Below are 24,337 nucleotides of genomic sequence, written 5' to 3'. Positions count from 1 at the left end.
CTTTTTTGTTTTCAGTAGATTGATGTGAACCATGGCAAACGATACTTCCCTGACGGCCCTACAAAAAGAGATCACCGAACTGCGCGATGCGCTGGATCTGCACAGCTACAAATACTATGTGTTGGATGAGCCGAGCATTCCGGATGCAGAGTACGATCGCTTATTTGGTCGCTTAAAAGAGATCGAAGCCGAATACCCAGAGATGATCACAGCGGATTCGCCAACTCAGCGTGTGGGGGCAATGCCCGTATCAGGCTTTGAGTCGGTCGCCCACGAAATAGCCATGCTGTCGTTGGATAACGCCTTTTCCGCTGAGGATTTGGGCGATTTTGACCGCCGTGTGCGCGAGCGCTTGGGTGGGAGTGTTACGGTTACCTACGCCTGTGAGCCAAAGCTCGATGGTATCGCGATCAGCCTCTTGTACGAAAACGGTGTCTTGGTGCGTGGCGCAACCCGTGGTGATGGCACCACCGGTGAAAACATTACCCACAACGTGCGTACCATCCCCTCTATCCCGCTTAAGCTGCGTGGGACAGTACCTGAGCGTCTAGAAGTGCGCGGTGAGATCTACATGCCCAAAACCGGCTTTGAGGCGCTGAACGATCATGCCCGCGCTAACGATGAAAAAGTGTTTGTTAACCCGCGTAATGCCGCTGCAGGCAGTCTGCGCCAGCTAGACCCGAACATTACGGCAAAACGCCCTCTGGAGATGTGCTGCTACGGCATTGGTATCGTGGAAGGGGGGGAGGTGCCAGATAATCACTTTGATGTGATGCACCAGCTAAACCAATGGGGCTTTAAAATCAGCCCTTACCTTGAAAAAGCCGAAGGTGCACAAGGGTGCCAAGCGTACTACGACAAAATGTCGGATCTGCGTAACCAACTGCCGTTCGATATCGATGGTTTGGTCTTTAAGGTCAACGCTTTTGAGCTACAACAGCAGTTAGGTTTTGTCTCTCGTTTCCCACGCTGGGCAATTGCGCATAAATTTCCGGCGCAAGAGGAGCTCACCCAAGTCGAAAACATTGAGTTTCAGGTGGGGCGTACCGGCGCGGTTACCCCAGTAGCGCGTTTAACGCCGGTGTTTGTCGGCGGCGTAACGGTCAGTAATGCCACGCTACACAACATGGATGAGATTGAGCGATTGGGCGTTCAGGTCAAAGATTATGTGATCATTCGCCGTGCAGGGGATGTTATCCCGCAAGTGGTGAGCGTGGTCGAAGAGAAACGCCCAGCGGACGCCCACCCCATTACGCTTCCAAGCCAATGCCCTGTGTGTGATGCCGATATAGAACGTGTCGAGGGTGAGGCGGTGGCGCGCTGCAGTGGCGGTTTGAGCTGCAGTGCCCAGCGCAAAGAAGCACTGCGACACTATGCATCACGCAAGGCGATGGACATCGAAGGCTTTGGTGAAAAGCTGATCGATGTATTGGTCGACAAAGGCTTGCTGGACTCTATTGCAGATATTTATGCACTGGAACACGCCCACATCGCCAACCTTGAGCGCATGGGGGATAAATCCGCCGAAAACGTACTTAAGGCGATTGAAACTAGCAAACAGACCACATTGCCGCGCTTTATCTATGCACTGGGGATTCGCGAAGTCGGCGAGGCCACCGCACGAAACCTGGCCAATCATTTTGGGTTTTTAGACACCTTAATGACGGCGGATCTTGAAACACTTGTGGCGGTGCGGGATGTCGGTGAGATTATGGCGCATCACATCGTGACTTTCTTCCAACAGCCGCATAACCGCGAGGTGATCGAGCAGATCCGCGCGGCCGGTGTAACATGGGAAGAGTCAGAACCTGCCAAAACCGATGATCTACCCTTAGCGGATAAAACCTACGTGCTGACCGGCACCTTAGAGCAGATGACTCGGGATGAGGCCAAAGAGCGGCTTCAAAGCTTGGGGGCAAAAGTGTCGGGTTCGGTGTCTAAGAAGACGGACTGTGTTGTAGCAGGCCCCGGGGCTGGCAGTAAGCTTGCTAAAGCTGAGTTGTTGGAGATTCCGGTGCTGGACGAAGAGGGCTTCATCGCTTTACTGGCCGACTACGGCTTGAAGGTGGGTGAATGATCATCCCCTTTAACGCTGTATCAGAAGAGGCGCTCAACGGCCTTATCGAGGAATTTGTCACGCGCGAAGGCACGGACTATGGCCACAGTGAAACCTCGCTTGAGCAAAAGGTTCAGCAGGTTAGAGCGCAGATTAAGTCCGGCAAGGTGTTAATTGTTTTTAGCGAAGCGACCGAGCAGGTGGATTTGATCACGAAAGATCAATTCAATCAGCGAGTGCAGGCAAGCGAAAACGACGGGCAAGATTATTTCGATCAATAAGCTGTGAACACAACAAGCGCCGATTATGCCCAGCGCTCTAGGTGTTGCCCTGTGATCACTAAACGAAGCAAATCGCTGCGAGTCACGATACCGACCAATTGATCCGCCTCCATAATGGGGATGGCGTTGATGTCCTGATCGACACAAGCTAAGGCCAACTCCGATACCCGTGTGTCGGGGGAGGCTGCGATTAACCGCTCGGAGACAAAGTTAGCGATGCTCACCGGAGAGCCGACCCCATGCTCTCGGATATCCACAGCGCTGATCATGCCGATCGGGCGCTCTGTTTGGTCCACCACCACTAGGTGATTGACGCCCAATACCTGCATTCTGTCCCACGCCGCCTGAAACGACTCTTCTCGATGCAGGGTGTGGACAGGTTGAGACATGATCTTATCGGCGGTCAGGCCGCCTGTGTGGGACTCTTGGTGCTCTTTTTGGGCAGCTGCATCGTAGGTGGGCTGCTCGTATGCTTCACGGTCGCTCGGGGCGTCCTGCGTTTTGGGTTTGGCACGTTCCATCATTTGGGTAAAGTGCAGACCGTCGGCGTCCATACGGCGCTCTAGGCCCGCACTGTCGTGACTGGCTTTTGCCCCCGCCAAGCCTTGCAGGCCTTGCACGGGAAACTCAGAATCTACTGGGGTTTGGATACGATAACCCGCATCCATAATGACCAATGCCATCGAACACCCTCCACACCTTTTCTATCAATATAGCCGTTAGAGCTTAAATTGGCCTACTTGTTCCGGATAATGTCCCGAATCATAAACCTTGCCGGGTGCAGCGCATGTTGGGTTACCTCATCGGTGGGCAATGGCTCCCCCGTCATTTGGGCGGCGATCAGTTCAGCACATAAGGGCGCGGTAATCAGCCCTTTTGAGCCGTGTCCTGCGTTAATGTAGAGATTCGGCCAATAGGGTGGGGTGCTCTCATCCACGGGGGCATAGCGGTCTCGGCTGAGCGCGTGATAGCGCTCTTGGTACTCCGGCGTTTTTGGCAGTGGCCCCGCTAAGGGTAAATAGTCGGGTGTTGCACAGCGAAAGCCGACCTTGCCCGTCCATTGATTCAGCTCGGGCAGCTCATTTGCCAATTGCTCTGAGGCGGAGCTGAGTAAGGCTCGGTTTTTCTCATGCTCTGCTTCTAAAACAGAATCAGAGGTCTCTTTTAAGGTGAACGTGGCGCCAAAACTAAAGAGGCCATCCTTAGGTGGGCAGCTGTAGCCCTCTGCGCAGATCACTGATCGGATATCCGAAAGTGAGGAGTCACTTACCGGAACACTGCTGACTTGCCCACGAATCGATTTGAGCGGCAAGTGTTCAGTCTGGGTGATCGAAAGGCTCTCGTAGGCACCTGCAATGATCACCGCATCATAACGTGTGGCCAGTGTTGATGCGTCGCTGTCGGTTGCCGCCAGCCAGCGGTTGTTGTTATCAAGCTTAAGCGATGTAAGGCGGGTACTAAAATGGCAGTGAATATTGGGGTGAGCGATCATCTGCTCGCACCAGGCTTTTGGGTAAACCCAAGCGGCGCGGGGTTGAAATAATCCACCGTGATCGAGCGCGATCCCTGCGATGTGGCTGGCTTGGGTTTGATCAACCTGAGTGACAACGGCCTTGTCATAGCCGCCTTCCTGAATCATCTGTTGTTGGCGTTCGGCCTCTTTTTGGGAGTGGGCTAACTGTAAAACGCCACAATCATCGGCGCTTGTCTTATCAAACAAGTTAGCCTGCTTAAGTAAGCGTAACGAATATTCCAAGCCGCACAAATGGAACTGCCCCGCGAGCGTAGGCTGGGTGGGGAGCTTAGCGTACAGTGCCCCTTGGCGGTTGCCCGAGGCTTTTGAGCATAGCTCTGGCATGGAATCCACTAGGTCAACGCTAAATCCGCGAGCGGCCAACGCCTGAGCGCTGCTGCATCCGGCAAGGCCTGCCCCTATGATTAAAACACGTTTACCTGTTGGAACATCCAATTTGGACGTGAGCGGTGTTGGCAGAGCAAACCAAGGGGCGGCGGATTTGGCACGGCGCTCGGGTTTTGTGCTTTCGAGGGCTTTGGGTGTTTCGCTATCTGCCCCGATGCCCTCAAAGCGGCCACTCAGCATGTCGCGCTTTACCCCAAAACCCTTACGCTTCTCGATTTTGAACCCCACGCTAGCAAGGCCGCGTTTAACAAAGCCTGCTGCGGTAAAGGTCGCAAACTGAGTGATCCCTTTGCGACTTAAGCGTGCCATGGCGGCAAATAGCGCATCGCTCCACATCTCTGGGTTTTTTGCTGGGGCAAAGCCATCTAAAAACCACGCATCCACCGGTGTGGATGATGGCAGAGTATTAAACGCTGAAGCCGCATCGCCCAAGCATAAAGTGAGTTTGCAGCGCCCGCCCCATAATGTGATGCGATGTACTCCAGGGATCAGCGGTGGGTACTGCTGTAATAGATCTTCGGCAAACTCGGTACTGTGCGGCAGGGACGCGAGCGCTTTGGTGAGGTCTTCGATGGATAGGGGGTAGAGCTCGGTGGTTATAAAATGCAGAGCCGGTGTCAGTTGCTGACCGGCTTTGGCTTCTTGTGCTTGTAACCAAAGGAGTGAACAAAACAGATTAGAGCCTGTCCCAAAACCGGTTTCGGCGATCACCAATGGCGTATTGGTAAACTCACCGTTCAACAAACGTGTGGTCAGATCGTTACCTTCGATAAAAACATGATGTGTTTCAGCGACACCATCGGCTTTGCTGAAATAGATGTCATCAAATTGTACCGAGGTCGGTTTACCCTCGTTCCAGTCAAGGTGAGCGTGTTTGGGCTGAGTCAATGTTTTGCTACCAAAGCCAAGTTAAACGGGTCGGCCAAACGGCCGTTTGTTGCTAATTATACTCAATGTAATAAGATACTTGCCGCAATTAGGAAATCTTTAGGGAGTCGCAAGGTGCGATCAATATTGAAGAGCAAAGTCAGATTGCTCGCAATCGCAGTAACAGGATTACTGACAGCAGGATGCGCATCCAACACCGCAAACAATGCGGCCCAAGAGAACAGCAGCATCAATCGATCTGCATCTGCCTTACCGGCTGATTTCTCAGCCATTCTAGGTCAGGCGGTCAATGGTTCCAGCCAGTTTTTTGCCAACAGCCCATATGGCCAGCAAGTGACGATTCAATTTGAAGCGCCTTACTTTGCCGCCAGTGGGGCTACATGCCGTGCGCTTGTGATCGAAGGTCAGCAATCCAGCACAGGGTTGGCTTGCACCCGAAACGGTCAGCAATGGTATGCCGCGCGTCCGCTAACCAGCGGTTCTGTTCAGTAACGTAGTAAGTAAGTGCTCACGTAAGTGGGCCTTCAACGGATAAAAATCGATGTTAAAACGGTCTTCTTGGTGGGTTGCCAGCGCGTTTTCGTTTATAGCGGCAACGTCAGTCCATGCATTGGGTATTAATACAGGTACGGGTGGCTTAGAAGCCAGCCAGCAAGCACAACCGATGCCTGAGGTTCAGGTTCAAGACGCCGGTAAGTCCAATTACCAAACCGGCACCTATTACGGCCCGGCTAATGGCCCGGCGGGTATGAACGGCCAGTCGGCCATGATGGGCGTACCGCCTTATGGCTCACAGCTGTTTCAAGGCGGCTTTCGAGGCACACGCTCCGATGGTTTAAACCCTGACTACGTAGTCGCGCCAGGGGATTTGATCACACTGCGTCTGTGGGGCGCCGTGGAGATAGAGCGTGTATTGCCTGTTGATGCAAAAGGCTATGTGTTTATACCAACGGTTGGGCCTGTCAAAGTCCAAGGCACATCACTTCAAGGTTTAAACAGCCGTGTTAAAGCCGCGGTACAAACCGTGTACCCCGAAAACGTGAATGTGTACACCAATTTGCAAGGGACACAGCCAGTTGCGATTTTTGTGACAGGTGAGGTGAAAAACCCAGGCCGTTATGCCGGTACGCCTAACGATTCGGTGTTGTACTTTTTAGATCAGGCCGGTGGCATTGACGAGCAACTGGGTAGCTTTCGACAAATTCGTGTGCTGCGCTCGGGTAAAGCCATTGCGAGCATCGACTTATACCGCTTCTTGAAAGAGGGTGTGTTACCGAAAGTCCAATTCCGAGATGGCGATACCGTTGTGGTCGAAGAGCGCCAAGCGGCCGTTATGGTCAGCGGCGATGTTGAGCGCGATTACCTGTTTGAACTAAACAACCAAGAATCGGCGGGCCGTAACTTGATCCGTTTTGCGCCAACCAAACCAGGTATTACGCACGTTTTGGTGCGTGGGGTGCGTGATTCGGGCTTATTCTCTAAGTATTTCACGCTGGATGAATTTGCCACAGCGACCCTGTCGGATGGTGATGAAGTCCTATTCAGTGCCGATCAAAAGCCAGACACCATTGTGGTTCAGCTCGAGGGCAGCTTTAACGGCCCAGCACGCTATGCCGTACCGCGTGATACAACCTTAATTAGCTTGTTAGACAATGTGAGTGTCCCGCAAAACTTAACGGACACTCGTAACATCTCCCTGCGCCGAATCAGCGTGGCCGAGCGTCAGCGTCAATCTTTAATGGACAGCTTACGCCGCCTAGAAACCACGTATTTGGGGGCATCATCATCCACCCCGCAAGAAGCCGAAATTCGAGTTCGTGAAGCGGAGCTGATCGCAAAATTCATCGAAAAAGCTTCTCAGGCTGAACCGACAGGCCGCATGGTGGTTGCCAACCGCGGTAATGTGGCGGATATCCGTTTGCAAGATGGTGATGTCATCACCATCCCAGAAACGACCCAATCGGTGCTCATCAGCGGTGAAGTGTTGATCCCTCAAGCACTCGTGTATGAACGCGGCGAATCGGTGGTTGATTACATCGAGCGCTCTGGCGGCTTTACCCAGCACGCTGATGAAGAGAACATCCTACTGGTGCGTTTAAACGGTGAAGTACTGAATGCTGACCGCGCTAAGCTACAGCCAGGTGATGAGATCATTGTATTGCCGGAGGTTCCGACCAAGAACCTACAGCTTGCAACCAGTATCACTCAGATCTTATATCAATTAGCGGTAGCAACGAAAGTCGCGTTGGATTTGTAAAATAGTAAAGTGTGAATATGACCCAGTTAACGTTTCTAGTCACTGGCGGCGCAGGCTTTATCGGGTCTGCAGTCGTAAGAGAGTTAATCAATAACACAGACCACAAAGTGGTTAATGTGGATAAGTTAACGTATGCCGGTAATTTAGAATCGTTAACAGAGGTCTCTGGTAATGATCGTTACTCGTTTGAGCAAATCGACATCTGTGATGCCGCAGCAGTGCAGCGGGTTTTCGATCAGCATCAGCCTGATATCGTGATGCATCTGGCTGCTGAAAGTCATGTTGACCGCTCTATCGATGGGCCGGGCGAGTTTATCCAAACCAATGTGATTGGCACATACATTCTGCTTGAAGCTGCAAGGAAGCATTGGAGCGATTTGCAATCTACTGACCCCAAAAAGGCAGAAGGCTTTCGCTTTCATCATATTTCGACGGATGAGGTGTATGGCGATCTGCATGGTCAAGACGATTTATTCACAGAAACAACACCTTACGCGCCAAGCTCACCTTACTCCGCAAGTAAAGCCAGCTCCGACCATCTGGTACGGGCTTGGCAACGCACTTATGGATTGCCGACATTGGTAACCAATTGCTCTAATAACTATGGGCCTTACCACTTCCCGGAAAAATTAATCCCCTTAATGATTCTTAATGCATTAGCGGGTAAGGCACTGCCTGTCTACGGAGATGGCAAGCAAGTGCGTGACTGGTTATTTGTAGAAGATCACGCTCGGGCACTGATACTGGTAGCACAAAAGGGTGCGATCGCTTCCACGTATAACATTGGTGGTCACAATGAAAAGCAAAACATAGAAGTGGTTACAACGCTATGTGATTTGCTAGAAGAGCTTCGCCCAGCTGCGGAGAACGAAAACGTTTCCAACGAAGGTTATCGAAGCCTGATAACCTATGTAAAAGATCGACCCGGCCATGATCTTCGATATGCCATAGATGCCAGCAAGATCGAGCAAGACTTAGGCTGGACCCCACAAGAAACATTTGAATCTGGCCTTAAAAAGACGGTTATCTGGTACTTAGATCATCAAGAGTGGTGGCAACGTGTACAGGATGGAAGTTACCAAGGCGAACGTTTAGGGACCCTGTAAATAAATAAGAGGTGCGTACGTATGTCACGTAAAGGTATTATTTTAGCAGGCGGTTCTGGCACACGTTTGCACCCGATAACTAGAGGTGTATCAAAGCAGCTCTTGCCAATCTATGACAAACCGATGATCTTTTATCCGATTTCCGTACTCATGCTGGCGGGTATAAGAGATATCTTAATCATATCCACCCCAGAAGACTTGCCTCAGTATCAGAATTTATTAGGGGAAGGATCCGAGTACGGGGTTAACTTCGAATATGAAGTCCAACCGACACCCGATGGGCTGGCGCAAGCCTTCATCATTGGGCAGCGTTTTATCGGGCAGGATAATGTTTGCCTAGTGTTAGGCGACAATATTTTCCACGGCCAGTACTTTAGTGAGCAGCTTAAAAAAGCGGCATCGGTTGAAAGCGGTGCAACCGTATTTGGCTATCTAGTAAAAGATCCTGAACGTTTTGGTGTTGTTGAATTTGACAAAGAAGGCAATGCAATCAGCATAGAGGAAAAACCAGAAAAACCAAAATCATCTTATGCGGTTACGGGGCTGTATTTTTTTGATAACGATGTTGTAGACATAGCAAAACAAGTGAAACCCTCCAAACGAGGTGAGCTTGAAATTACCGATGTAATAAACACCTACCTTAAAAAAGGACACCTAAAGGTTGAAAAACTAAGCCGTGGTTTTGCTTGGTTAGATACAGGGACACACGATAGTTTGTTAGCCGCATCACAGTATGTACAAACGATCGAACATAGACAGGGTATGAAAGTAGCGTGTTTAGAAGAAATTGCATGGCGACAAGGATGGATATCGGAAGAGCAACTTTTAGAAAGTGGCCGCAAGTTAAGTAAAACCAGCTACGGGCAATATCTAATTGATTTGCCAAGTGAAGGCAGAAAGTATTTTAAATGAGTTTGATTAAAAGATGACACAGCAAGTAAGAACGCCGTGGCAAGTGACGCGTAGTGTGTGGTATGCGTTGTTTATGCGTGAGGCGTTATCACGAACCACTGCAGATCGATTCGCATGGTTTTGGATGATCATCGAGCCGGCAGCGATGATTGTTATTATGGTTTTGATTCGTTCGGTAGCGATGGGTAATACCCATCATGTTGGTGGCGCTGAATTTATACCATGGTTTATTGTTGGCTTGTTTGGTTTCTACTTATATCGTGAAAATATGATTAGGTTGATAGGGGCAATAGACTCTAATAAGGCCTTGTTTGCGTATCGGCAAGTAAAACCTATAGACCCAGTGTTTGTAAGGTCGTTTGTAGAGTCAACACTCCGATCCTTTTTGTTTTTGCTGTTTATTTTCTTAGGAAGTCTTATAGATATAAATTTGTTTCCCTCTGATGCTATAAAAGTACTGTATGTATGGCTCTTGATATGGTTTCTTGGTTTAGGATCAGGACTGATCTTATCAGCATTATCAACCATGTATCCAGAAATAGGAAGAATTACTCGAATAATAAGCTTTCCATTATTACTTATCTCAGGTGTTTTATTTCCCATACATTACGTGCCACAAGAACTGAGAGAGATATTGCTGCTTAATCCGGTAGCTCATGCTTTAGAAATATTAAGAGGGGCATTTTTTTCAAACTATCAAATGATATCAGAAGTTAGTAGTTTATATCTCATCTTAAGTGTATTAGTTACCATGCTAATGGGACTTATTTTGCATATACGCTTCGAAGAAGAGTTAAAAGCGAAATGATAGAAATAAATAATGTATATAAAAGATATAAAAAACACCCAGGGTCAAGTTGGGTTTTAGAGGATATCAATTTAAAAATACCCAGAAATGTATCTGTAGGATTGATTGGCAGAAATGGGGCAGGTAAATCAACATTACTTAGACTTATAGCTGGAATGGATACACCTGATAAAGGTGAAATAATAAGAAACTGTAGAGTATCTTGGCCTGTAGGTTTATCTGGTGGTTTTAATGGATCGATGACCGGCAGACAAAATGTAAAATTTGTAGCGCGAATTAATGGTTACGATAATAAAATTGATGAAATCATTAAAAAAGTAGAAGACTTTGCAGAAATTGGCAAAGCTTTTGATGAGCCTATTAGGACTTACTCTTCCGGTATGAAGTCAAGACTTGGGTTTGGTTTATCGTTAGCATTTGATTTTGATGTCTATATTAGCGACGAAGCAACTGCTGTAGGTGATAGAGTATTTAAACAAAAAGCGTCAAAAGCATTTAAAGATAGAGTAAGTAAATCTAGCCTCATAATCGTTTCGCATGGGGAAAAGATATTGAAAGATTTATGTCAGGCTGGAATATTAGTAGATAAAGGTAGGGCGACTTGGTTTGATGATATAAATGAAGCCTTAAGTGAATATCATAAGTTGACTGGTCTTGGAAAAAAATAAAGTGGGAAATCTATAAAAATGGTTAAATCGGTGAAAAATAATCCGGTATGGATAGTATGTCTGGTATTCATAGTTAGTTCGATAATGTATTGGGGTTTTTTAGCAACCGATAAGTTTGTATCTGAATCAAATGTGATTTTAGAAAGTCCGCAAGTGTCATCAAATGCGGGTATAAGTCTACAAAGTATTATAGGTGGTGGCACAAATAATCATGATATGTTGGTTCTTAAGGACTATATTTTATCAACGGATATGATGAGAAAAGTTGAAGAAAAATTTCAGATAAGTAAACACTATTCAAACAGTAAAATAGATTTTTTCTCTAGACTTGACTCTGGTGAAGTTCCCGCAGAAAAAATGCATGAATATTACAAGAAAATTATAGTTGTAGAACTAGATGAATACGCTCAAATATTAAGGATTCAAGTTAAAGCTTACAGTCCGGAATACGCACAGAATGTATTGAATTTTCTTCTAAAAGAAGGAGAAAAAGAAATGAATGAGATGGGGCGACGTTTAGCTGCGGAGCAAGTTAGCTTCTTAGAAACTCAAGTAGAAGAACTTGCCAATAATTTAGATGATTCAAGATCTGAAATTTTGACGTATCAAAACGAAAAAGGTTTAGTATCCCCAACAGCAACAGTTGAGAGTATTAATGTTGTTGTATCATCGTTAGAAAAAGAGGCTGCAAGTCTTAAAGCTCAACTTAATGCAAGCCTAGCATTTCAGAGTAAAAGTGCTCCTTCTGTAAAAAGATTACAATCTGAAATCTCTGCAGTAGAAAAGCAAATAAAAGATGAACGATCAAGAGTAGCGGAAAGTGAAGGGCAAGCACTAAACGTTACTTCGTCAGAATATCAGATGCTGGAAATGAAGTTGAAATTTGCAGAAGAAAGCTATTCGGCTGCAATATATGCATTGGAAAATACAAGAATAGAAGCGGCTAGAAAATTAAAGCAAGTTTCGGTTCTTCAATCCCCAACGCTGCCAGAATACTCCACAGAACCGAAAAGAATATACAATATAACAGTAAGTATATTGATAAGTGTCTTTTTAACTCTGATACTGCATATGTTGTTCTTGATAATAAAAGATCATAGGGATTAATATGAAAGTTGCTACAATTATTATTCCTATTCGATGTAAAAATATAGATGACAATATACTCAGGTTAAAGAGGTTGTTAAATAGAATTCCAAGTGAATTTGAAGTATGTGTGATAGACGATGGAAGCTCTAATAAAGCCAGTGAGTACATAAGAAAATTATCTGAAAAAAAAGCTATTTATTATTACATAAACAGCAAATGGAAAAGTTTTTCACTATCCAGAGCTAGAAATACTGGATTAAAAATCGCAACCACGCCTGTGAGTATATTCCACGATGTGGATTTTATTGCGTCTCCCGAAATTTATAATGACCTAGCTCAGTTAATAGATCACGTAAATCTAAAAAATAAGCCTGAGAATTTTTTCTGTGTTCCAGTGGCTTTCTTGACAGAACAAGGTACAAAAAACTATTTAAAGGATTCGAACCTACAGAATAGTAATTATTGGAGAATGTCTGAACACCCAAATCATCCAACTGAAGATGTACAATTTATAGTTAAGGGAAGCTCGTGTATTGTTGCTAACGTGAAACATTTAATTGAAATCGGAGGTCACGATGAGTCTTATACTGGGCATGGTGCTGAAGACTTTGAATTGTTGCATCGTTTAGGAGAAGAGTTCCCAAAATGGGAGCGACCAGAAAATTACTCACTAAATTATGGCTCAGGGTTTATATCGGAGTATAAAGGTTTTAGAGCTTATTTCTCGAAGTTCTCAACTGTATGCGATAGTTGGAGTATAGCTCTGATTCATCTGTGGCATCCTAAAAGAAAGGGCTTGTTTTACTATAAGCATAAGAAAAACTTTAGTAAGTTAAAGGTGTTGATGGATGGCTAAAGTATTGGCGGTAATTACTGGGCAGCTAAGAAATGCTGTTGAGAATATTGATAACTGGAATAGTTTTTTCTCAAAAAATAATCTAGATGTTGAATACCTATTTGTTATATGGGATGAAATTGGTAATGTCGACCCTAATAAAATTCATCTTAGAAGTTTGGATGTAGTCCAAGCAAAAGAAAATTTTATTTTATCATCTCGGGATCATATTTACTTTGCAAAAAAACGTGAATTGCTAAGTGAAATTGAGCACATTAAAAAGAAACTAAAATGTGTAGAAGTTAAAGTTTATAAGTATAAAAAAGAATATCTAGAGTCTATAGATGGACTAGAAATATGTGAAAAGCTTAAAAAGGATTCACATCCTTGGTGGCAAGGAAGTATACCAGTTGCTTACCTTAATAAAGAAGCAATGAACATAATAAAAGATAAATATCTAGGTCAATATGAATACTATTGTAGATTGCAGAGTGAGGTAAACTTTGATGTTGATGGGTCTGTATTAGATTTCGATAGCGATATCATAACATCTCCCGATACGATAAATAAAGATAAGCAAGTATCAATAAAATTTTTCATGGGAAAATATGATAGTTTCTCTACTTTAATGAATGCATTTTATGAACTGATAGATCCTTATAAAAACTATAACAATGTTAATAGTAAATCAGATCTACCTATCGGTGAGAGGTTTTTGAAACAGCTCGCTAATAAATATAAGCTTAATGTTGCTTATAGCGTGAGAACAATCATTAATAGAGAGAAACTCCTTCCAAGACTTCCTGTATATAAAACCAATCAATACTTCTTAGATATATTTCCAGAAATAGTTTTTGTCAATAAGGGAGTATATGATTCTATAAAAATGGCTAATGATGCTTTCAATAAAGCCAGAAGTGATAAGTATTTATTAATACATGGTGGCAACTTCATTCCTAGTAAAGTATTAGATAAGGCTGAAATAAAAGAAATAAGAAGTGATATAGAAAGAAATATTAGAAAATCTGATTTTAATGAAGTGATTAAATCAATAACTTTCATAGAGTCTAAAAGTTCTATAGGTTTTTATCTTAAGAATTTGAAGAGGTTATCATGTAATATATTGGAGGATAATGATGTATATTCTTGATTGTACTTTAAGAGATGGTGGCTATTATAATAATTGGGATTTTCCAGTTGAAGTGGTAAATGAATATCTCGATGTTATGTCTCAAGTAGGTGTTAACATAGTTGAGTTAGGATTACGAACTTTAAAGAAGAACTCATTCAAAGGTGCTTCTGCTTACACTAGTGAATCATACTTGCAAAGCTTGAAGTTGCCAAATAATCTTAAAGTTTCCGTTATGATTAATGCATCAGAGCTATTAAGTAATCCATTAGAAAATATATCTTATCTATTTGATTTGAATTCTGCTAACAGTAAAGTTGATATTGTTAGAATCGCATGTCATAAATCTGAAATAATAAAAATTGGTGAAAGTGTTCAATATTTATTGGATCAAGGCTACCAAGTAGTAATAAATCTAATGCAAATAACCTCTTGTAGTGATTCGTCAATTCAAGAAATTTTAGATTTTTTAGATAATTTTAATATTTCTTGTTTTTACATAGCTGATAGTACTGGTTCAGCAAAAGTAAAAGATATTGATACTATAGTTAATAAGATAAAAATTCGTTGGGAGAAAGATCTTGGTATTCATGCTCATGATAACATGGGCTTAGCATTGGAGAATACACTTGCTGCAATACATAATGGAGTTTCGTGGATTGATTCAACTGTTACAGGTATGGGGCGTGGTCCTGGAAATGTAAAAACAGAAGAACTATTAATTGAATTATTTGGTTGCAATCCTTTACTAATAAAATTGTTTTCTTTAATAGAAAGCTATTTTTCACCACTTAAATCAAAATGTAAGTGGGGTACGAATCATTTCTACTATCTATCCGGTAAATATTCTATTCATCCAAGTTATATACAGGAAGCACTTTCAGATGAAAGTTTAACAAATGATGATGTATTTTACTTAGTGAACTATTTGAAGGAAATTGACGCTAAAAAATATGATATTGCGAGTTTGAAAGAAGCACTAAGCTTTTACGCGATGACAGAGGGTAAAAGCTTTGTTAATAATCTTATCCTGAAGGATAAAGAAGTTCTTTTAGTAGCAAATGGCCCAAGTACGCATAAATATCAAGATTATATTCATAAATATATTTCTAAATATGATCCAGTCGTTATTGAGTTGAATTTTCAGAATAATTCTTTTAAGTGTGATTACTTAATAGCTAGTCACCCTCTGAAAATTATATCTGATTCCACAAAGTATCGAGAAAAGAATATACCAGTTATAATGCCTTTCTCTCAGATGCCTCTAGATTTGTCTTCAAAAATTTCATATGAAAATATTGTTGACTTTGGGATTGAAATCAATAGCTCCTTTTTATTTAGTCAGCATAAAGCAATAGTGCCTAGTCAGGCAGTTTTAGCTTATGCTCTGGGTTTTGTTAATGCTTCTGGTGCGACTAGCATAAAAATGGTGGGTTTTGATGGATATAAGTCAGGGGATAGACGTAATGATGAAATAAATAATATATTTAATTTGTATCATGACTCTGATCTTATAAAACCTATATCCTTAACTAAAACGTATTTTAATGTAAACGAACAAAGTATATTTAGCTTTGTTTGATTGAGGAATATTATGGCTGAGTTAGGTATTTTTTGTAAAACTGTTGATTCTTCAATTATTGAAGCAGCTGCTTTATCTAATATCAATTTTATAATTTTAGATAGAGAACATGGTAATGCGTCTTGGACTGAAATTCAAAATATGATCAATGCAGCTAAGGATCATGATATTAAAGTTGTTGTCAGAACCAGAGATGTTAACCCTTCCGAGATTGGCAAATCATTTGATTGCGGTGCAGATGGAGTGCAAATTCCTAATATATCAAGTGTTGAAGAAGCTAAATTAGCAATAAGTAGTGCTAAATTTCATCCTCTTGGCAAAAGAGGGGTATGTCGTTTTGTAAAATCAGCTAATTTTGGATCAATGGAAAAAGATGTATATTTCTCCAAAGAAAATAAAAAGCAGGTTATATTACAGATAGAAGGCGTTAATGCTATCGATAAGCTAAATGATATTCTGGAGATAGATCATATAGACGTTATATTTATTGGTCCTTATGACCTATCTCAAAGTGTTGGAAAACCTGGTGATATTAATAGTCAAGAAGTTGAGGCGTTGATAGCAGAAATTGTATCAAAATGTAAAAATAAAGGTATAAAAGTTGGCATATTTGCAGATGAAATACTTAATGCAAAAAAATATATTAACTTAGGTATTGGGTATGTAGCTTATTCTGTAGATGTTAATATTTTTACAAATGCTTTGAATTTGATTACCAAAGAGGTTAGATAATATGTTTGACGATGTTTCTGTTATTATTCCTGTACGAGAAGGTAGTAGTAGGATTAAAGATAAAATTTTTCTGCCTTTTGCAAATGGCATGAATTTATTAGAGTGGAAAATTTACCAGCTTAAGAAAGTTCAGGATGCACAAAAAATATTTATAAGCTCTAACTCTGAAAACGTAAAAAAAACAGCAGAGGAAATGGGTGTTAGATTTCTTAAAAGGAATGATTATCTAAGTACTGGCCATGTGGCATCATTTTCCGAAGTAATTACTGGGATAGTTAATGATATTGAAACTGAACACTTTGCTTGGGTAACGGTAGTTGTTCCTTTAATGACACCTTCTGAATACAGGAGTGCTTTCGAAAGTTATATAAAAAATTGTGTAGATACTCAAGAATTCGATAGCCTTGTATCAGTTAACCTTTTAAAAGATTATTTTTGGATGAATGGAAAACCATTAAATTATCAGGCAAATAAAGATCATACTATAAGCCAAAATTTGCCGGATTTATTCCGGGTTACAAACGGTCTATACATGTCAGATAAAAAAAGTACTCTAGAACGTGGATATTTTTTAGGAAAAAATCCATTTATGCATAAGGTATCAAAAATATCCGGTGTTGATATTGATGAGTATGAAGACTATCAAATTTCTAAATCACTTTTCGAGGTTTATAGTGATAAATAGTTATAGTAATGTATTTTTTGACTGTGATGGAGTTATTTTAGACTCTAATAAACTTAAGAGTGACGCATTTTATCTATCAACATTAGAGTATGGTGAAGATAAAGCTCTTTTGTTTAAGAGTTATCATCAATCTCATGGTGGTATATCTAGATATGTCAAATTTAAGTATTTTATCGAAAATATACTAAATGTGCCTTTTTCTTCAAAGCTTAATGAAAAATTACTCAATTCATATAGCGAAATTGTCAAGACAAGCTTACTCGAGTGTCAATTAAATGATTTTATGGTCACGGTGGCTGAGGCATCATTGCTCAATGGTAAAAATACTTGTGTTATTACCGGGGGAGATCAAGAAGAAGTTACTTATGTTTTTAAGAAAAGAAATATATTGAAATATTTCTCTCTAGGAGTTTTTGGTAGCCCTAAGTCTAAATATCAAATATTTGAAAATTTAATGTCATCGCATCCTGGATCTACTGTGTATGTAGGCGATAGTATGTATGACTATGAAGTATCTAAAGAGTTTGGTGCGGATTTTTTATTCTATGATAAATGGACTGAGATAAAAGATAAAGATGATTGGATTTCAAAAAATAATATTAAAGTTTTTGATGAAATTGATTTATGAAAAATATATTTTTACATATTGGTTTGCATAAAACAGGAACTAGTTCAATTCAAAAATTTCTTAAAAGTAATGAGGAGTTTTTGAGGTCAAATGATTATGTGTATTATAACCCGTCTCCTTGGCCAATTCCATTTAAACGAGAACCTGTTATAGATCTAGATACTTCGGGTTTGCAAAGGATCCATGAACTTCCTTTCTCTAATGTTATAATAAGTCATGAAAACTTTTCTTGGTTATTTGAAGTTGATAAGGTGAAGGAGTTGTATGATGCATTAGTCGATAATAATCAGAAATGTAAAGTTATTATATATCTAAGAAGACAAGATTCTCTTGCAGTTTCACAAAAGCAAGAAGGAACTAAGTGGATTGATAACTCAGTTGCCTATGGACATTCTGAATCAGCTCTGCCTGATAAGCTAAATTATTTTTCTTTAAATTATTTGGATTTTGAGAATAAGATAAAACTCTGGTCATCTATTTTTGGTGAAAAAAATGTCATTGTAAGAGTTTTAGAGAAGTCAAAGTTGTTAAATTCAAATGTTGTAGATGATTTCTGTTCTGTTGTTGGTATTCCTTTTGAGAATGTTGATACAAGTGTTCATGTGAATGAATCTATTTCTAAAAATAAACAGTTACTTTTACATCTTACGAGACCGTACTTTCAGGAGCAAACCATTGAAAAACATCGGTTTGTTAAGATGGTTCTATCATTAAATGATGGCTGTAACCAAAAGCTTTTACCTACCTATAACGAAGCTTTAACATTTTATTCAAGTTTTAAAGAATCAAATGATCGGTTATCTTGTTATCTTGGGTTTAATATATTTGATGAGGATTTTAGTTCATATTCTAATGAATCAGATCAAACTCTTGATAGAGAATATGTTATTAAGTACTTGTCAGAAATTATTTTAAATTTGATATCGGAAAATGAAAGTTTGAGATCTAAGCTTGATGAAAATTCATTTGAGTGGTATAGAGATCTAGCTTTGAGAATTGAAAATTATGATATTAAATTAGCATTAAAAGTTATGACTAGAGCACTTCATCTAAAACCAGACGCTCCTTTTGTTAAAAGAAAGGTTATTGAATATAAAGCTAAAATTTAGGTGGTAATGGTGGTTAAGGAAATCATTTCTGTTTTGTCGCATTTTACGCGTTATTTGCACTTTTTTATTTTGGCTTTGTACCATTCTTTTGAATTAAAACAAGTTTACTCTGGTTCGAAATCTCGCTTGAAGAAATCTTCTCATATTTTGATTTGTACCTTCAAAAATGAAGGCCATAGACTTCCATTTTTTCTACAATATTACAGAGATATGGGTGTTGAGTATTTTATATTAATTGATAATGATTCTTCAGATGGCTTTATTAAATATATAGAAGGATCAGATGATGTTTGTGTTTTTTTAGCTAAAGGCAGTTACAAAAAATCCAATTTTGGAATGCACTGGGTAAATTATTTGCTTCTAGTCTTTGGGCGCGGCAAGTGGTGTATTACTTGTGATCCTGATGAATTTTTAATTTATCCATACATGAAAACTAGATCTTTGCAAAATTTGACATCCTATTTAGATAGTATTAGTCAAGAGTCCTTCTTTACACCACTTGTCGATATGTACAGTGATAAGGATATCTCTGAGACGGTGTACACGCCGGGTCAAAATCCTCTAGATGTTTGCCGTTATTTTGATGATGTGCCATATAAAGTTCAGAAAGATTTTAGATATAAAAATTTATTTCTTCAAGGCGGCGTTAGGCGTAGATTTTTTTCTAGTAGTAACCCCTCTTCAGCTCCTGCACTGAATAAAGTTTGTTTGGTTAAATGGCGTTGGTATTTTGCATATATAGAGTCTATGCATATGGCTATTCCGAAACGTGTTAATATCTGTTACAAAGAAAATCACACAACTGGCGCCATGCTTCACTTTAAGTTTATAAGTGCTTTACAAGATAAAGTCGAGCAAGAGCTTGTTAATAAACAGCACTATAATGATTCTGCTGAATATAAAGTTTACGGTAACGTAATAAAAGAAAAGCAAATTCTATATGCAGAAGGTATTTCAAAAAAGTACGAAGGGTGGGAGTCTTTATATGAGTCCGGCTTTATTAGCAAGGGAGAGTGGTAAATATGAAAGTATCTTATATTCTTCTTGCTCATGAGTCTCCGGAAAAGCTCAAGCCCTTGATATGTTCATTACTTTGTTCTGGGTCTGATGTATACATACATCATGATATATCGTGTAAAAATAATCTAATAAAAGAGTCTGCTAGTTGGGGTATTGATAGCTTTGATGGTAATCTTTTTTTTGCAGACAGATTACATGTTGTATGGGGGGAGTGGTCAATAATTCAAGCAACCCTTAATTGTATAGAACTTATCGCCCAAAATGGTTTCGAAAGCGACTACTATTATTTGCTTTCTGGTAGCTGTTTTCCTGTTAAGCCTGTTGATCAATTGGAATCGTTTCTAAAAGATAACTCCTATGACTTTATAGAATGTGTCGATGCCGAAAAGAACCGATGGGTCACTGGTGGTCTACAAAAAGAGCGTTGGAGTAAATTTAATTTTTTTAACTGGCGTTATCAGCCAAATTTATTTGATTATTCTCTTTTTATTCAGAGAAAAATAGGTATAAATCGAAAGTTGCCCTTTAATCATATACCACACATGGGATCACAATGGTGGTGTTTGCGCTCTGCAACTCTTTCAAAGTTATTTGATTTGATCAAGGATAACCCTAGTCTTACATCTTTCTATAAAAGCACGTGGATTCCGGATGAGCTTTTCTTTCAAACGCTTGTAGCTAATACTGTACCAAAAAATCAAATATCTGCTAATTTATTAACTCGCTATACTTTTACTTCAAGAGGAGTTCCAAAAGTATATTATAACGATGATGTTTCAAAAGTTTTTATCTCAGAGACTAAGTTTTTTGTCAGAAAGGTTAGTCATGATGCTGAAGAATTTCGTGATTTTTTTTCAAATGTCTTTTTAAATAATAATCATAAAGAAATTAGCCATATGGAAATCCTTTCTAAGAAAAATGAATCTGATTATTCTAATTTAAAAAGGTCTTCAAGGTTTTTTTGCCAAACTCATGAAGGGTCTTTATTGGAGAGGATAAGGTCAAATATTATTGTTATCTTTTCCGCTAGTTTATCTGTTCATGAAAAATATAATTTATTAACATCTGATGATAAGGTTTATCTTAATATTTATGATGTTTTAAAACTTCATGGTATTGACTCGAATGAGTTTATTATCGACAGAATAGATTCGCCTTTTTTTGATGAAGACTTTGAATATCTTATTTATTCTGCAACTCTAAAGTATCCCGATAAAACTTTGGTTGTTAATGTGAGTGATATTGAAAGTAAGTTTTTGATTTTATTTTCAAGGGTGTCAAAATCTCTAGTGTTTAACTGTGGGGCTCAGGATGAAGATTATTTTTATCATAATAGATTGCTTATAAATCTTTTTGGTAAGCATAAGGTTAGTTTGGTTAATGAGGCTACATTATCATTTGATGATCAGAATGTTAATAGAGTCTCATCGATTATAAACACCGAAGTTGATAGTTCTGATTTATATTCTTTATTCAAGCGTATACCTGTATCTATTCGGTTGCATGTTTTTTCTCCTGAATGCGATTCTGATTTATATTTCGATTCTGATTGCTCAGTCAGTACAGATGTCGCTTTAAGATTCTTGGGATTTATTGATTACTTGATGTGTTCTGATTCACAATCTAAGTGTTTTGATATCTATATTTCAAATTGTTTCTTGTCTATTATTGATTATTTGAAATGGTCTGCCAAGATTACGATTTATGATCATTCTAGTGAATATAAATATCATGGTCGTATGTCTAGTTTTGATATAAATTCATATTCTAAATTTATTAATGAATCTGTATTTCACGATTGTAAAGTGATTGCTTTGTGAGGTTCTTCAGTTTTTCTAAAGGGATAGTATCTATCCCTTTTGTTGATCAATTTATAGAAGCCAAGGTTATTGGTTGTTCTTTGTTGTTTTTTTTTAAAAGTTGCTCTGTCTTAGGATGGGGTTTAAAAAGCAACACTTTTTTTCCTAGGTTATTAGCTCGTATTTTCTTCAAAGAATTTGTTTTTTTAGAAGATGGCTTTCTTCGTTCCGTAAAGCTCGGTGTTGAAGGTGCAAATCCCCATTCCCTGGTCGTTGATCATTCTGGTATCTATTACGATGCTACTTGCCCATCTGATCTGGAAAAGGCTATTCACCAAAATCATCTGGATCCAGCCCAGATAGAGCGAGCTTTAAATTGCATTTCTTTGATAAAGCAGCACCGCTTATCGAAATATAACCAAGCGCCCGAAGTCAGTTTTAACTTAAGTGGTAAACCTAAAGTTCTTGTCGTTGATCAGACCTTTGGAGATGCTTCCATTCAATACGGATTGGCAAGCGCTTCTTCCTTTGAAAAAATGCTGCGGCAAGCGGTGTTAGATCATCCTGATTCTGAAATCCTCGTTAAAATCCATCCCGACGTGTTAGCCGGTAAAAAGCAAGGCCACTTGTTAACCCTTGCTGAAGAGTTGGGTTGTACTCTGATCACTGAGCAATGTAATCCATGGTCGGTACTTGATATAGTGACGGATGTTTATGTTGTTACCAGTCAAATGGGCTTTGAGGCACTTCTTGCGGGTAAAACCGTTCATTGCTTTGGAATGCCTTTTTACGGAGGATGGGGCCTCACGATTGATGCATTGTCATGTGAGCGACGTAATGTTGAGCGATCATTAGAGGCGATTTTTTATTCAGCCTATATCCAGTATTGTCGTTATGTTGATCTCAACACCGGTCAGCGTTGCGAGGTAGAAGATACCATTCAGCACTTAGTAGACGAGCGTGATCAGTTTTTATCGTCTTCCATTTAATGTTTAGCAGGGAATAGCAGGTTTCTTATGCCATCATGCTTATCTATTTTTGAGTCATCCAACGTCCAGTTCGGCACCAGCGGCGCCCGTGGCTTAGTTACGGATTTCACGCCGGAGGTTGTCGGCGCGTTCACTCAGTCCTTTATCGAGCACATGCAGTCTAACTTCGATTTCGGTTCAATCGCGATTGCCATCGATAACCGCCCAAGCAGCCCAGATATTGCCTTAGCCAGTATCAAAGTGATGCGCCAGTTAGGTTTGCAGGTGGATTACTACGCTGTTGTTCCTACGCCTGCGCTGGCGTTGCAAGCGATGAAGGATAACATTCCTTGCATCATGGTGACTGGCAGTCATATCCCTTTCGACCGGAACGGGCTTAAGTTCTACCGTCCCGACGGTGAGATCAGCAAAGAGGATGAGCAAGCCATCTTAAACTGCGAGTCTCCCTTTGTCGGCTTTGCGGATATCGAATTACCCGAAGTAAAGCCAGAAGCGGCTCACAATTACATCAGTCGCAATAAAGGCTTGTTTGCATCCGGAACGTTGGAAGGTAAGCGTATAGGCTTGTTTGAGCACTCAAGCGCTGGTCGTGATCTCTATGCGGATGTGTTTACCGCACTTGGGGCAGAAGTGATTTCGCTAGAGCGTACCGATACGTTTGTACCGATCGATACCGAAGCTGTCTCGGAAGAGGATAAAGCCAAAGCCAAAAAATGGGCGGAGAAATACCAACTTGATGCGATCTTCTCAACCGATGGTGATGGGGATCGCCCATTGATCTCTGATGAACACGGCAACTGGTTACGTGGCGACATCGTGGGCTTAATGACGGCTCAGTACTTGGGTATCGAAGCTTTAGCCGTTCCTGTGAGTTGTAATACCGCCATCGAAAAGAGCGAATTTTTCAAGCAAGTAACGCGTACTCGCATCGGCTCACCCTACGTTATAGCTGCCTTTGATGAGTTGGCATCGTTCAACTCGGTGGCAGGGTTCGAAGCGAACGGTGGTTTCTTGTTAGGGTCGGATTGCTCATTAAATGATGTCACCCTTAAAGCGCTGCCTACGCGGGATGCGTTATTGCCAGGTATCGTCGTTATCGCAGGTAGCGAAAAACAAGGCAAGCGAATTATTGAGTGGGTCGAGAGCTTACCTCAGCGCTTTACCGCAAGTGACCGTATTAAAGAGGTGCCTACTGAGTGGAGTAAAGCCTTTCTCCAAGAAGGCGAGAAGGATGTAGCTGCATTGCTTGCTAAGATTGGTCTAGCCGATGCATCTGTCGAAAGTGTTTCAACGATTGATGGGTTAAGGGTCAATCTTGCCTGCGGCAATATTGTTCATTTGCGTCCTTCCGGTAATGCGCCTGAACTACGCTGTTATGCGGAGGCTGACTCTGAAGCCAATGCGCAGTCAATTGTGAGCAAAGTCCTGAGCCACGTCCAAGCGTTAGCTTCTTGAAGTATCTACCCCTATTGGGTTTATGGGTTGGTATTGCTCTATCAACTCAAGCTCATGCCATCGGCTTTTTGGGGGCGGCAACGGTTGGCTTTGAAGTGCAATCGTTCCAATCCTGCGGCTCCGCTCACGAGTACTGGCTTGCCTTATCGAAGGCGGATTATAAAAACTACTTCCCACTTGGCGAGGAGCCCTATTCTGAACAATTCGTCTATGCGGAGGGTGAGTTTGTTCATGGTGTGGTAGGCGAGTTTGCTATGGAACATGCTGCCGTTTTGGATGTCTCATCAATATCTATTGTTAGCTCGATTATGGAACGTAATAGGTGTAGATAGATTGTAATTAATAGTATGGAGAATTTTATAAGGAAATTATTAAAAATAAAATTTTG

At 41.0% G+C, this 24,337-nt stretch carries 23 protein-coding genes; 21 read left to right on the top strand and 2 right to left on the bottom strand.

Features of this window, described 5'->3' with window-relative positions; genetic code table 11:
* Window positions 1–31 precede the first annotated feature (31 nt).
* A complete protein-coding gene (gene ligA / locus ACXAF9_RS01660; RefSeq protein WP_475069495.1) occupies window positions 32–2,077 on the top strand; it encodes an NAD-dependent DNA ligase LigA in 2,046 nt (681 codons plus the stop codon).
* The gene (locus ACXAF9_RS01655; RefSeq protein ID WP_475069494.1) at window positions 2,074–2,337 is read left to right on the top strand and encodes a YheU family protein; all 264 of its coding nucleotides are present in this window, start codon (window positions 2,074–2,076) and stop codon (window positions 2,335–2,337) included. Before ligA ends, ACXAF9_RS01655 begins: the two co-directional genes overlap by 4 nt.
* A gap of 23 nt (window positions 2,338–2,360) precedes the next feature.
* Here the strand turns inward: ACXAF9_RS01655 and ACXAF9_RS01650 are convergent, their stop codons facing one another.
* A complete protein-coding gene (locus ACXAF9_RS01650) occupies window positions 2,361–3,020 on the bottom strand; it encodes a CBS domain-containing protein (protein WP_475069493.1) in 660 nt (219 codons plus the stop codon).
* Between the two features lie 53 nt (window positions 3,021–3,073).
* A complete protein-coding gene (gene mnmC / locus ACXAF9_RS01645; protein WP_475069492.1) occupies window positions 3,074–5,146 on the bottom strand; it encodes a bifunctional tRNA (5-methylaminomethyl-2-thiouridine)(34)-methyltransferase MnmC2/FAD-dependent 5-carboxymethylaminomethyl-2-thiouridine(34) oxidoreductase MnmC1 in 2,073 nt (690 codons plus the stop codon).
* Window positions 5,147–5,290: 144 nt separating this feature from the next.
* Between mnmC and ACXAF9_RS01640 the strand changes: the two genes are divergently transcribed.
* From ACXAF9_RS01640 to ACXAF9_RS01550, 19 genes are read left to right on the top strand one after another with little or no spacing between them, the layout of a single operon-like run.
* Window positions 5,291–5,638, top strand: a complete 348-nt coding sequence (locus ACXAF9_RS01640) for a DVU3141 family protein (RefSeq protein WP_475069491.1) — start codon at window positions 5,291–5,293, stop codon at window positions 5,636–5,638.
* A 49-nt stretch (window positions 5,639–5,687) separates the two neighbouring features.
* Window positions 5,688–7,403 (top strand): polysaccharide biosynthesis/export family protein, encoded by a 1,716-nt coding sequence (locus tag ACXAF9_RS01635; protein ID WP_475069490.1) that lies wholly within the window; start codon window positions 5,688–5,690, stop codon window positions 7,401–7,403.
* Between the two features lie 17 nt (window positions 7,404–7,420).
* Window positions 7,421–8,509: a dTDP-glucose 4,6-dehydratase gene (gene rfbB / locus ACXAF9_RS01630; protein ID WP_475069489.1), complete on the top strand. Its 1,089-nt coding sequence runs from the start codon at window positions 7,421–7,423 to the stop codon at window positions 8,507–8,509.
* A gap of 21 nt (window positions 8,510–8,530) precedes the next feature.
* Window positions 8,531–9,421, top strand: coding sequence for a glucose-1-phosphate thymidylyltransferase RfbA (rfbA, locus tag ACXAF9_RS01625; RefSeq protein ID WP_475069488.1), 891 nt, complete (start codon window positions 8,531–8,533; stop codon window positions 9,419–9,421).
* 13 nt (window positions 9,422–9,434) lie between these two features.
* A complete protein-coding gene (locus tag ACXAF9_RS01620) occupies window positions 9,435–10,229 on the top strand; it encodes an ABC transporter permease (protein WP_475069487.1) in 795 nt (264 codons plus the stop codon).
* On the top strand, window positions 10,226–10,897 hold the full coding sequence (locus tag ACXAF9_RS01615) for an ABC transporter ATP-binding protein (protein WP_475069486.1): 672 nt from the start codon (window positions 10,226–10,228) through the stop codon (window positions 10,895–10,897). Before ACXAF9_RS01620 ends, ACXAF9_RS01615 begins: the two co-directional genes overlap by 4 nt.
* Window positions 10,898–10,915: 18 nt before the next feature.
* Window positions 10,916–12,004 (top strand): KpsE/RkpR family capsule polysaccharide export protein, encoded by a 1,089-nt coding sequence (locus ACXAF9_RS01610; RefSeq protein WP_475069485.1) that lies wholly within the window; start codon window positions 10,916–10,918, stop codon window positions 12,002–12,004.
* A gap of 1 nt (window position 12,005) precedes the next feature.
* The gene (locus tag ACXAF9_RS01605) at window positions 12,006–12,842 is read left to right on the top strand and encodes a glycosyltransferase (protein ID WP_475069484.1); all 837 of its coding nucleotides are present in this window, start codon (window positions 12,006–12,008) and stop codon (window positions 12,840–12,842) included.
* Entirely contained in the window at window positions 12,835–13,971 is a 1,137-nt protein-coding gene (locus tag ACXAF9_RS01600; RefSeq protein WP_475069483.1) for a hypothetical protein, read from the top strand. Before ACXAF9_RS01605 ends, ACXAF9_RS01600 begins: the two co-directional genes overlap by 8 nt.
* Complete coding sequence (locus tag ACXAF9_RS01595; protein WP_475069482.1) at window positions 13,955–15,532, top strand: aldolase catalytic domain-containing protein; 1,578 nt, start codon at window positions 13,955–13,957, stop codon at window positions 15,530–15,532. The genes ACXAF9_RS01600 and ACXAF9_RS01595 overlap by 17 nt, the downstream gene beginning before the upstream one ends.
* A 12-nt stretch (window positions 15,533–15,544) precedes the next feature.
* Window positions 15,545–16,264, top strand: coding sequence for an HpcH/HpaI aldolase family protein (locus ACXAF9_RS01590; RefSeq protein ID WP_475069481.1), 720 nt, complete (start codon window positions 15,545–15,547; stop codon window positions 16,262–16,264).
* A 1-nt stretch (window position 16,265) separates the two neighbouring features.
* A complete protein-coding gene (locus ACXAF9_RS01585; protein ID WP_475069480.1) occupies window positions 16,266–16,949 on the top strand; it encodes an acylneuraminate cytidylyltransferase family protein in 684 nt (227 codons plus the stop codon).
* On the top strand, window positions 16,939–17,577 hold the full coding sequence (locus ACXAF9_RS01580; RefSeq protein ID WP_475069479.1) for an HAD family hydrolase: 639 nt from the start codon (window positions 16,939–16,941) through the stop codon (window positions 17,575–17,577). Before ACXAF9_RS01585 ends, ACXAF9_RS01580 begins: the two co-directional genes overlap by 11 nt.
* Window positions 17,574–18,686: a hypothetical protein gene (locus ACXAF9_RS01575; RefSeq protein ID WP_475069478.1), complete on the top strand. Its 1,113-nt coding sequence runs from the start codon at window positions 17,574–17,576 to the stop codon at window positions 18,684–18,686. Before ACXAF9_RS01580 ends, ACXAF9_RS01575 begins: the two co-directional genes overlap by 4 nt.
* Before the next feature lie 6 nt (window positions 18,687–18,692).
* Window positions 18,693–19,706 (top strand): glycosyltransferase family 2 protein, encoded by a 1,014-nt coding sequence (locus ACXAF9_RS01570; protein ID WP_475069477.1) that lies wholly within the window; start codon window positions 18,693–18,695, stop codon window positions 19,704–19,706.
* A 2-nt stretch (window positions 19,707–19,708) separates the two neighbouring features.
* The gene (locus ACXAF9_RS01565; protein WP_475069476.1) at window positions 19,709–21,526 is read left to right on the top strand and encodes a beta-1,6-N-acetylglucosaminyltransferase; all 1,818 of its coding nucleotides are present in this window, start codon (window positions 19,709–19,711) and stop codon (window positions 21,524–21,526) included.
* Window positions 21,523–22,494, top strand: coding sequence for a capsular polysaccharide export protein, LipB/KpsS family (locus ACXAF9_RS01560; RefSeq protein WP_475069475.1), 972 nt, complete (start codon window positions 21,523–21,525; stop codon window positions 22,492–22,494). Before ACXAF9_RS01565 ends, ACXAF9_RS01560 begins: the two co-directional genes overlap by 4 nt.
* Before the next feature lie 27 nt (window positions 22,495–22,521).
* The gene (locus ACXAF9_RS01555; protein ID WP_475069474.1) at window positions 22,522–23,949 is read left to right on the top strand and encodes a phosphomannomutase; all 1,428 of its coding nucleotides are present in this window, start codon (window positions 22,522–22,524) and stop codon (window positions 23,947–23,949) included.
* Entirely contained in the window at window positions 23,946–24,281 is a 336-nt protein-coding gene (locus tag ACXAF9_RS01550) for a hypothetical protein (protein WP_475069473.1), read from the top strand. Before ACXAF9_RS01555 ends, ACXAF9_RS01550 begins: the two co-directional genes overlap by 4 nt.
* Window positions 24,282–24,337: the final 56 nt, after the last annotated feature.

Source organism: Neptunomonas sp. ABH4_499 (genome assembly GCF_056160565.1).
Note: the sequence above shows the minus strand (reverse complement) of the source record. Positions and strands in the feature narration are given on the sequence as shown.

Bases quoted from the DNA above. Each gene is read 5' to 3' on its own strand.
- ACXAF9_RS01620 (WP_475069487.1), top strand. From the start codon at position 9,435: ATGACACAGCAAGTAAGAACGCCGTGGCAAGTGACGCGTAGTGTGTGG.
- ligA (WP_475069495.1), top strand. From the start codon at position 32: ATGGCAAACGATACTTCCCTGACGGCCCTACAAAAAGAGATCACCGAA.
- ACXAF9_RS01650 (WP_475069493.1), bottom strand. From the start codon at position 3,020: ATGGCATTGGTCATTATGGATGCGGGTTATCGTATCCAAACCCCAGTA.
- ACXAF9_RS01605 (WP_475069484.1), top strand. From the start codon at position 12,006: ATGAAAGTTGCTACAATTATTATTCCTATTCGATGTAAAAATATAGAT.
- ACXAF9_RS01585 (WP_475069480.1), top strand. From the start codon at position 16,266: ATGTTTGACGATGTTTCTGTTATTATTCCTGTACGAGAAGGTAGTAGT.
- ACXAF9_RS01555 (WP_475069474.1), top strand. From the start codon at position 22,522: ATGCCATCATGCTTATCTATTTTTGAGTCATCCAACGTCCAGTTCGGC.
- ACXAF9_RS01615 (WP_475069486.1), top strand. From the start codon at position 10,226: ATGATAGAAATAAATAATGTATATAAAAGATATAAAAAACACCCAGGG.
- ACXAF9_RS01610 (WP_475069485.1), top strand. From the start codon at position 10,916: ATGGTTAAATCGGTGAAAAATAATCCGGTATGGATAGTATGTCTGGTA.
- ACXAF9_RS01655 (WP_475069494.1), top strand. From the start codon at position 2,074: ATGATCATCCCCTTTAACGCTGTATCAGAAGAGGCGCTCAACGGCCTT.
- ACXAF9_RS01635 (WP_475069490.1), top strand. From the start codon at position 5,688: ATGTTAAAACGGTCTTCTTGGTGGGTTGCCAGCGCGTTTTCGTTTATA.
- ACXAF9_RS01590 (WP_475069481.1), top strand. From the start codon at position 15,545: ATGGCTGAGTTAGGTATTTTTTGTAAAACTGTTGATTCTTCAATTATT.
- ACXAF9_RS01600 (WP_475069483.1), top strand. From the start codon at position 12,835: ATGGCTAAAGTATTGGCGGTAATTACTGGGCAGCTAAGAAATGCTGTT.
- ACXAF9_RS01575 (WP_475069478.1), top strand. From the start codon at position 17,574: ATGAAAAATATATTTTTACATATTGGTTTGCATAAAACAGGAACTAGT.
- ACXAF9_RS01570 (WP_475069477.1), top strand. From the start codon at position 18,693: ATGGTGGTTAAGGAAATCATTTCTGTTTTGTCGCATTTTACGCGTTAT.
- rfbA (WP_475069488.1), top strand. From the start codon at position 8,531: ATGTCACGTAAAGGTATTATTTTAGCAGGCGGTTCTGGCACACGTTTG.
- ACXAF9_RS01595 (WP_475069482.1), top strand. From the start codon at position 13,955: ATGATGTATATTCTTGATTGTACTTTAAGAGATGGTGGCTATTATAAT.
- rfbB (WP_475069489.1), top strand. From the start codon at position 7,421: ATGACCCAGTTAACGTTTCTAGTCACTGGCGGCGCAGGCTTTATCGGG.
- ACXAF9_RS01565 (WP_475069476.1), top strand. From the start codon at position 19,709: ATGAAAGTATCTTATATTCTTCTTGCTCATGAGTCTCCGGAAAAGCTC.